This is a genomic window from Veillonellaceae bacterium (assembly GCA_012523975.1).
Lineage (GTDB): Bacteria > Bacillota > Negativicutes > JAAYSF01 > JAAYSF01 > JAAYSF01.
The window spans coordinates 1-7,411 of the sequence record JAAYSF010000029.1 but is presented as its reverse complement, the minus strand read 5'-3'; the positions used below and the strand labels follow the sequence as shown (position 1 = coordinate 7,411).

Sequence of the window (7,411 nt, the reverse complement as noted above, 5' to 3'; positions counted from 1 at the left end):
TTCTGGGGCGCAGGCCACCCTAATAGTTTAAAAGAGGGTGCGTTATGTGAAGGTAATTATCCTAGCCGGTGGCGGTGGAACGCGGTTATTTCCTTTATCCAGGACTTCACTTCCGAAACAATTTTTAAAAATTGACGGCAAGAGGTCGCTGCTGGCGGAGACTGTGCGCAGGTTTTTGCCGATGATTAAAGCAAATGATATTGTCATTGTGACCAATAAAAATTACTACCATCATGTACAGCACGAAATGGTCGATATAGGAGCCAAAGATGCTAATATTTTGCTAGAACCGGTAGGTAGAAATACTGCTCCGGCAATTACTTTGGCGGTGCGGTTTTGTCTTGATGAGCTTGGGTGTGACAGTAGTGAGGTGATGTTTGTTTCACCGTCTGATCATATTATCCGATCTCCTGAAACGTTCGTATTAGCTGTGAAGCAGGCACTGCAAGCGGCTTCAACGGATATGATAATAACCCTTGGCATTAAACCCGATAGGCCAGAGACGGGCTATGGCTACATTCAGACCGGACAGAAGTACGGGGGCGGCTATCTAGTAACAGCATTTAAAGAAAAGCCGGATAAAGAAAAAGCCCAGGAGTATATTAACGCCGGTAATTATTACTGGAATTCAGGGATGTTCGCTTTTAATATTGATTGCTTTATGGTAGAACTTAAATTGTATCACCCGCAAATTTTTGAGCTGTCTCAAAAAAATATCAAGACATTGGTTTCCGATTTTACTCAGATGCCGGATATTTCATTTGACTATGCAATTGTGGAGAAGTCGAATAGAATCATGACCATACCTCTAACTGCCTACTGGAATGATATTGGTTCCTGGGATGCTATTTATGATGTTATGGAGAAAGATTCTGCCGGGAATGTTACGAGCGGCGACTGTATGCCTCTTGAATGCAGTAATACTTTGATGTTAGGACGCAGCCGGTTAATAGCTGGAATCAGGTTAGAGGATTTACTGGTTGTTGAAACAGACGATGTAATCCTTGTAGTGCAAAAGGGTGAATCGCAGAAGGTGAAAGAGCTGGTCACTGAGCTTAAGAAACAAGGCAGGCGCGAGGCTAAGGAACACAGTACTATTTATCGTCCTTGGGGCCATCATACTGTTCTGTGCGAAGGTCCGGGTTATCGGATTAGAAGAGTAATGGTAATGCCCGGGCACGGGTTAAGCCTTCATTTTCATTATCACCGCATTGAGCACTGGATTGTAATTGGCGGCACGGCTAAAATAATCATTGCTAATGAAGACCACATGGTACATAGAAACGAAAGTATATTTATTCCGGAACCCACTAAGCATAGATTGGATAATCCAGGCAGGCTGCCGCTAGAGATTATCGAGGTGCAGAACGGGGATTATTTAGAGGAAGACGATATTGTGAGGTTTGAATAAGGGGGAAGTTTTAGAACGAGACAGATAGGATTTTGACAAAAATGTCTAGATATGAGGTCGAATAAGGAAGAAATAAATATATAATGTGTAGAACCAGAGTGTAAATGTCTGGATGGGGTGATATATTGAAAGTAATTCGTGATCCTATTCACAATATCATTCAATTTGACAAAGATACTGAAAAAGTTTTGCTTGATTTGATTGATAGTGCTGATTTTCAGCGGTTGAGGCATATCAAGCAGCTAGGCTTGTCTTCTTTCACCTATCCAGGAGCTGAGCATACAAGGTTTGCTCATTCGCTGGGTGTCACACATCTTGTTAAACGTATTATTGACAGAATATGCAGTCTTAAGGGTGACCAGTATAAAAGGTATATCGAAGAAATCAAGGAGTATAAATTGTATACTCTTATAGCTGCATTACTGCATGATATCGGGCATGGGCCTTTTTCGCATGCGCTGGAAAAGTCTACTGGAATAAAACACGAAAAATGGACGATTGCAATAATAACCGGTAATACAGAAACTAATTCTGTTTTAAGTAAACATGGAATAAAGCCGCGCGATATTTCCGACATTATTCAGCGTACCCATAGGTCATCAGCGGTTGTGAAGTTATTGTCTAGTCAACTCGATGCTGACAGATTGGATTATATCGTACGTGATGCAAAAATGACGGGTGCTGGTTATGGTGCTTGTGATATGGAATGGTTAATTAACGTATTGCGCATTGGCGAAGTAAACGGAAACGTAGAGGTCGGGTTAGACAGGTCTAAAGGGCTCAGTATTGCAGAGGATTTTATAATGGCTAGGTACTATATGTACGTTAACGTTTACTTCCATAAATCGACTAGAAGTGCGGAGATGTTAATTGATCGCATATTAGCGCGTGCATTAGAATTGCAGCAAGATAGAACGGTTGAGCTACCAAACGACTTAAACCAAATTCTTAAGAATAAAGACATAAATAAGACAATTAATAATTATTTAAATTTAACGGATAACACTATCTGGCACTATTTTAATAATTGGCGGAGTCATGATGATTCAATACTTAGGGATTTGACAAGCCGACTTATTACGCGGCAGTTATTTAAGGGAATTGATTTGGACATAAATAAATCCTATGAATTAACTAGCAAGTCAGTAGAAGTTGCTCAGAAGCGAGGAGTCGCATGGAAATATTATTTTCTGCATGACCAGGCTACTAGTAGTTCTTACAAAGATACCTATATCTCACAAATACCGAAGTCGGGTGAAAAGGAAGATGAACGTGAAGCCTCAGAGCAAATAATTCTTTTTGATAAAAAGGGTAAAGGAGAAGAATTGTCTAACATTTCTGATACTGTCCGGCAGATTAGGAATAAACCAATTTCGATTCCGAGGTTATTTTGCCCTAAAGAATATATGGATGAATTACTGGGAGGATGAGGAAATGATTGACGCTACATTCGCCTTGCTTAGCTTTTTTGATTTAACGAAATCAATCTTTGGTAGGAAGAAAATGCAGAAGATGATCCATATTTTAGAAAACTGCGGACACAATTTTACTTTTAAGTATGAATATCACTTCTATGGTCCATATTCAGCACAGCTTCAGGAAGAAGTAAATTCATTAGTTAGACAAGGGTACTTGATTGAAGATCGGCAAGATGATACATACGTTTATAGGATAACATCGAAGGGGGAAGAATTTAAAAAATGCCTTGAAGATGCCGGACTTAGTTTTACAATAAATCTTAGCAAACTTGAAATGTTAAGTGAAAAAGACTCACAATACCTTGAGATGGTTAGTACTTATATCTTTTTGCGCGATTCAGGATATTCACGAGAATCTGCGGAAAACAAGGCTCTCGAGCTTAAACCTCATTTAGCAAGGCATATTAAGGACGCAATGATTTTTGCGGATAAGGTTGTTTATAATTAGTACGATGTTTATAATGCTGGCAGAATACTTGTCATGTTCTGTCGGCTTTATTTTTTTATGGATAATTGTGGTATAATATGTATAATATAAATAAGAATCAGCCAGAGTGGAGGATTATGTTTATGAATGGTTCGTTCATTCGACTATCTACCCGGCACCCGCTGTTACAACGGCAAGAGTGGCGACCTATGAAAAAATTGGGTTATAGGGTGTTGGCCGAGGATGGAATTACTGTTTACCACGAGCGGGAGGCAATTAAGATAAATGTTTTGCAGGCGTTCTCAAATATTGACGCCGATATATTTCTATTTGGTTCGCGGGCTACAGGTAAGGCTCATGAGCGGTCAGATTATGATATAGGGTACTATGCCGACCAGATATCGCCACAAATGCTGACAGAGCTAAAAGATAAACTAGAAGAAATGCCTATTGCAGCACGGGTGGATTTGGTTGACTTTACAAATCTTAACTCAGAATTTATAAGGATTGCGCTGCGGGGAGGGGTGGAAATATGGAAACAAAGAAAGAAGAACTCACTTTTCTCATAAATCGTCTAAATAAAGCGCTGGCTACACTGGATGAGGTACTTGAAGAGCCTTTTTCAGTAATAGTCAGAGACGCGACAATCCAACGATTCGAATATTGTTTTGAGCTATCTTGGAAATTGCTCAAAAAAGCCCTAAAAATTGAAGGGATAGATGTAAATTCACCGCGACAGGTGATAAGGAGCAGTTTTGAGTTAGGATTTATCGACGATATTGATATTTGGTTCGAAATGCTCGAAGATAGAAATATGACAGCTCATACTTATAATCCGGATATTGCTGATAAAGTTTATGAAAGTGCAAAACGGCTCCCAGAAGAAATACGTAACATTTTAAAGCGGCTCTGATTGACAACCAATTACTGCAGGAGAACTGCAGTTTTATTTTTTTATGGATAATTGTGGTATAATAGATATAATCGTATCTTGTTCAGGAGGAAGTCAGATGGAGCTAGGTATTCCAATACAGGCCATTAATGATCTATTGATAAAGCGAGCGGAAGCATATTTAGTTATTTTGTTTGGCTCGTATGGAAAAGACATGGCTCGTGACGATAGTGATATTGATATAGCTTATCTTGGTGAAATTGAGCTAGACTCTTATGAGGTATTTGTGCTGGCACAAAGAATTGCAGTTTTGGTTGGCAGGGATGTTGACCTCATAAATTTGAATTTGGCTTCTACCGTGATGAAGGCTCAGATTGTCAGCGGCGGGAAGGTTATTTATTGCTCTGATGAAGTACGCCGGGCGCGTTTTTATATGAAAACATTCAAAGAATATGCCACGCTAAATGAACAGCGGGCTGTTGTTTTGCGGCAAATCGAAAGGCAGGGCAGTATCTATGGTTATTGATGTGGTTTACAACAAGGCTCAGATCATTGAGCGCTGCTTGTAGCGGATTTACGAAGAATATGAAGGAAATCCAGATAACCTTAATAATTTCACTAAGCAGGACTCAATCATTTTAAATATTCAGCGTGCTTGTGAGGCATCGATTGATTTAGCTATGCATATCGTAGCAGAACTTAAGCTAGGACTGCCGCAAAATAGTCGGGATGCTTTTGCTTTGCTGCACCAAGGCGGAGTGATTGGCGAAGAGATAGCGCAAAAAATGCAGGCTATGGTTGGCTTTCGCAATATAGCTGTGCATGATTATCAGGCGGTTAATCTGGCCATCGTGCAGGCAGTCATTGAAAAGCATCTTGATGATTTGCGAGAGTATGTAAAACTGGTTGTGGCTTTTGTCAAAAAGTCGGAAGATTGGACACGCCTCGGCCTGCGGACCACCCCTCTTAATAGAGGGGAATAGACGAAACTTAGTCCCTCACTTAGCAGTGGGGGATTAAGTTTGTAAACAGGGATTGCCGCGCTGCGCTCGCAATGACAAATACAGAAATTAGTTTGGGTGTTCAGTAATGAACTTGACAATCATATATTAGTTCTGGGGCCCTTGCCACCCTAATTGCTTTAAAAGAGGGTGCGTTGGATGAAGGTGATTATCCTCGCTGGGGGCGGCGGGACGCGGTTGTTTCCGTTATCCAGAACTGATTTACCTAAGCAATTTCTTAAGATTGACGGCAAAAAGTCGCTGCTGGCGCAGACTGTGCGGCGGTTTTTGCCGATAGTTTCGCCGAAGGATATAGTTATTGTGACAGGTCAGAAGTATTTTCATCATGTTCAGTATGAGCTGGCTGAGGTGGGTGCTGCAGGGGCTCATATACTGCAAGAACCAGTGGGGCGAAATACGGCGCCGGCTATTGCGCTGGCAGCGCGATTTTGCTTAGATATGTTGGGGGCGGACAGTGGTGAAGTCTTGTTTGTTACGCCATCAGACCATATTATCCGCCCGGCAGAAAGCTTCCTTGCCGTCGTAAGGCAAGGGGTTGCGGCAGCTAAAGACAAAATAGTGACTTTCGGGATAAAGCCGGATAAACCTGAGACCGGCTATGGCTATATCCAGGCAGGCAAACAGGTGGGGGATAGTTATCATGTAAGTTCTTTCCGTGAAAAGCCGGATAAAAAGACGGCGCAGGAATATCTAAACGCAGGTAACTATTATTGGAACTCTGGTATGTTTAGTTTTACAATCGGTTGTCTGCTTGAAGAACTAAGCCTTCATCAGCCGCAGTTATATAATATAATTGATAGAAATTTTGAGAGCGCCATGAGTAACTTTGCCGATATGCCGGATATCTCTTTTGATTATGCCATTGCGGAGAATTCTGCCAAAGTTGTTACTATACCTTTAACAGCGTATTGGAATGATATTGGTTCATGGGACGCAATTTATGATGTTTTAGAAAAAGACTCGGACGGTAATGCTTTAAGGGGCGACTGCCTTCCTCTGGAATGTTCTCACACGCTTATGCTGGGGCGGAGCCGCCTGCTGGCGGGGATTGGACTTAAAGATTTATTAGTTGTTGAAACTGATGACGTTATTTTAGTAGCTAAAAAAGGCGAATCCCAGAAGGTTAAGGATTTAGTCGGTGATTTAAGAAAGCTTGGCCGCCGTGAAGCAGACCGGCATACCACAGTATTTCGCCCGTGGGGAACCTATACTATCCTCGGTGAGGGGCGGGGGTATCGGATAAGAAAAGTCATGGTGGCTCCCGGACATGGTTTAAGCTTGCATCTTCATTATCACCGCAGCGAGCACTGGGTAGTAATTGGGGGAACCGCTAGGATAATCATTGATGATACTGAGCAGATGGTACATAGGAATGAGAGTATATTTATTCCGGCAGCGGCTAAGCATCGGCTGGATAATCCGGGGAAACTGTCGCTTGAAATTATTGAAGTGCAGAACGGGGATTATTTAGAGGAAGATGATATTGTGAGGTTCTGAGATTGCCGCGCTGCGCCAGCAAAGACAAATTAAGCTGACAGAGCAATTTTTGCTTTGCCAGCTTTTATATTATTAAACTAACGGCCGAGAAGGAGAATATCTTTAATGAAAGAAACTAAAAGTATGGAATATATTTTATAAGGAGTCATAGAATGTTAAAGTGTTTTACGGGGAATGAGATTGCCGTGCTGCGCTCGCAATGACAGTTTAGGAGGACTTTGCTCTATAAAATTAACAGTATGAAAAGTTTGGAAAGAGGTGCATAAATAATGGAATTAAAACGGACGGCGTTTAAGGCTTATGATATTCGCGGTAAGGTGCCGGATGAACTTAATGAGGAGTTAGCGTACCGGGTTGGGCGGGCCTATGTTGAAATCTTTAAGGCTAAGAAGGTTGCTGTCGGGCGGGATATCAGGCTTACGGGAGCGGCTATTCGGGCAGCGTTGGTTAAGGGACTGACCGAGGGCGGGTGTGATGTTGTTGATATTGGCATTTGCGGCACTGAGATGATTTATTTTGCCACCGCACATTTAAAATTGGACGGCGGCATTATGATTACTGCCAGCCATAACCCGCAGGATTATAATGGTATGAAATTAGTACGAGAAGAATCCAGGCCGATAAGCAGTGACAGCGGGCTTAAAGACATTGAGGAACTGGCAGTTACAGGGACCTTTGCACCGG

At 41.8% G+C, this 7,411-nt stretch carries 8 protein-coding genes and 1 pseudogene; all 9 read left to right on the top strand.

The window, feature by feature from the left end; genetic code table 11:
• Positions 1-46: 46 nt before the first annotated feature.
• Entirely contained in the window at positions 47-1,411 is a 1,365-nt protein-coding gene (locus GX348_04030; GenBank protein ID NLP41356.1) for a mannose-1-phosphate guanylyltransferase/mannose-6-phosphate isomerase, read from the top strand.
• A gap of 125 nt (positions 1,412-1,536) precedes the next feature.
• Entirely contained in the window at positions 1,537-2,841 is a 1,305-nt protein-coding gene (locus GX348_04025; protein ID NLP41355.1) for an HD domain-containing protein, read from the top strand.
• Positions 2,842-2,845: 4 nt separating this feature from the next.
• On the top strand, positions 2,846-3,337 hold the full coding sequence (locus GX348_04020) for a hypothetical protein (GenBank protein NLP41354.1): 492 nt from the start codon (positions 2,846-2,848) through the stop codon (positions 3,335-3,337).
• A 188-nt stretch (positions 3,338-3,525) separates the two neighbouring features.
• Positions 3,526-3,885 carry a nucleotidyltransferase domain-containing protein gene (locus tag GX348_04015; protein ID NLP41353.1) on the top strand — a complete coding sequence of 120 codons (360 nt, stop codon included), beginning with the start codon at positions 3,526-3,528 and terminating at the stop codon, positions 3,883-3,885.
• Positions 3,849-4,229 carry a nucleotidyltransferase gene (locus GX348_04010; GenBank protein ID NLP41352.1) on the top strand — a complete coding sequence of 127 codons (381 nt, stop codon included), beginning with the start codon at positions 3,849-3,851 and terminating at the stop codon, positions 4,227-4,229. The genes GX348_04015 and GX348_04010 overlap by 37 nt, the downstream gene beginning before the upstream one ends.
• Before the next feature lie 97 nt (positions 4,230-4,326).
• The gene (locus GX348_04005; GenBank protein NLP41351.1) at positions 4,327-4,734 is read left to right on the top strand and encodes a nucleotidyltransferase domain-containing protein; all 408 of its coding nucleotides are present in this window, start codon (positions 4,327-4,329) and stop codon (positions 4,732-4,734) included.
• Positions 4,724-5,191 (top strand): annotated as a pseudogene (locus GX348_04000) (DUF86 domain-containing protein). Before GX348_04005 ends, GX348_04000 begins: the two are co-directional and overlap by 11 nt.
• A 177-nt stretch (positions 5,192-5,368) precedes the next feature.
• Positions 5,369-6,727: a mannose-1-phosphate guanylyltransferase/mannose-6-phosphate isomerase gene (locus GX348_03995; GenBank protein ID NLP41350.1), complete on the top strand. Its 1,359-nt coding sequence runs from the start codon at positions 5,369-5,371 to the stop codon at positions 6,725-6,727.
• Between the two features lie 269 nt (positions 6,728-6,996).
• Positions 6,997-7,411: phosphomannomutase (locus GX348_03990; GenBank protein ID NLP41349.1), on the top strand; the 415-nt coding region annotated here is incomplete at its 3' end.

Coding starts and splice junctions, on each gene's coding strand:
- GX348_04005 (NLP41351.1), top strand. CDS start 4,327: ATGGAGCTAGGTATTCCAATACAGGCCATTAATGATCTATTGATAAAG.
- GX348_03995 (NLP41350.1), top strand. CDS start 5,369: ATGAAGGTGATTATCCTCGCTGGGGGCGGCGGGACGCGGTTGTTTCCG.
- GX348_04020 (NLP41354.1), top strand. CDS start 2,846: ATGATTGACGCTACATTCGCCTTGCTTAGCTTTTTTGATTTAACGAAA.
- GX348_04010 (NLP41352.1), top strand. CDS start 3,849: ATGGAAACAAAGAAAGAAGAACTCACTTTTCTCATAAATCGTCTAAAT.
- GX348_04015 (NLP41353.1), top strand. CDS start 3,526: ATGAAAAAATTGGGTTATAGGGTGTTGGCCGAGGATGGAATTACTGTT.